The organism is Mesorhizobium sp. M7A.F.Ca.CA.004.12.1.1 (assembly GCF_003997835.1).
Lineage (GTDB): Bacteria > Pseudomonadota > Alphaproteobacteria > Rhizobiales > Rhizobiaceae > Mesorhizobium.
In genome coordinates, this window is record NZ_RZRK01001268.1 from 1 (window position 1) to 1,080 (window position 1,080).

Sequence of the window (1,080 nt, forward strand, 5' to 3'; positions counted from 1 at the left end):
CCCCTGAGACCGCCCGCCCCCTCATCGACATCCACGCGCCGGTGGCGCAGGCTCTGGCTGCCGGCCGGCCGGTGGTGGCGCTGGAAAGCACCATCATCACCCATGGCATGCCCTACCCCGACAATGGCGCCATGGCGGCCGACGTCGAAAAGATCATCACCGATGGCGGCGCCGTGCCGGCGACGATCGCCGTGGTTGGCGGCCGCATCAAGATCGGGCTTTCGGACGGCGAGCGCGAATCGCTGGCGATGACGGGCGACGCCATGAAGCTGTCGCGCGCCGATCTCGGTTTTGCCGTGGCGCAAGGGCGCACCGGTGGCACCACGGTCGCCGCCACGATGATCGCGGCGCATATGGTCGGCATAAAAGTGTTCGCCACCGGCGGCATCGGCGGCGTGCACAAGGGCGCCGAAAAGAGTTTTGACATTTCCGCCGATCTCGACGAGCTGGCGCGCACGCCGGTCATCGTCGTCTCGGCCGGCGCCAAGGCCATTCTCGACATCGAAAAGACGCTGGAAGTGCTGGAGACGCGCGGCGTGCCGGTGGTCGGCCTTGGCTGCGAGACGATGCCGGCCTTCTGGTCCAGGCATTCGCCGTTCCGCGCGCCGCTGACCTTGCACGAGCCGGAAGAGATCGCGCATTTCTACCAGACGAGGGCAGCGCTGGGGCTCGCCGGTGGCATGCTGATTGCCAATCCGGTGCCGGAAAACCACGAAATCCCGGCTGAGGAGATGGCCGGCTATATCGAGGCCGCGCAGAAGGCCGCCGAGGCGCTCAACGTGACCGGCAAGGCGGTGACGCCGTTCCTGCTGGGAAAGATTCTCGAACTGACTGGCGGCAGGAGCCTGAAGACGAACATCGCGCTGGTCGAGAATAATGCGCGGCTGGCGGCGAGGATTGCGAAGGCGCTTTAGGGTCACGCAGCGAAGGTTCCCCCTCACCCGGATTCCCAAGACCGAATTGCAAAGAACAGTTCGGGGCAATCCGACCTCTCCCCGAGGGGAGAGGAGCTTGCAGCGCCGACGTCGACCTCTTCTCCCCTCGGGGAGAAGGTGGCCGCGAAGCGGACGGATGAGGGGG

The 1,080-nt window shown here is 66.3% G+C and carries 1 protein-coding gene; it reads left to right on the forward strand.

The genetic code is table 11. The annotated features are described in order from the left end of the window. Positions 1–914 (forward strand): pseudouridine-5'-phosphate glycosidase (locus tag EN984_RS35680; RefSeq protein WP_245480200.1); only part of this gene is annotated, 914 nt, incomplete at its 5' end. Positions 915–1,080 lie beyond the last annotated feature (166 nt).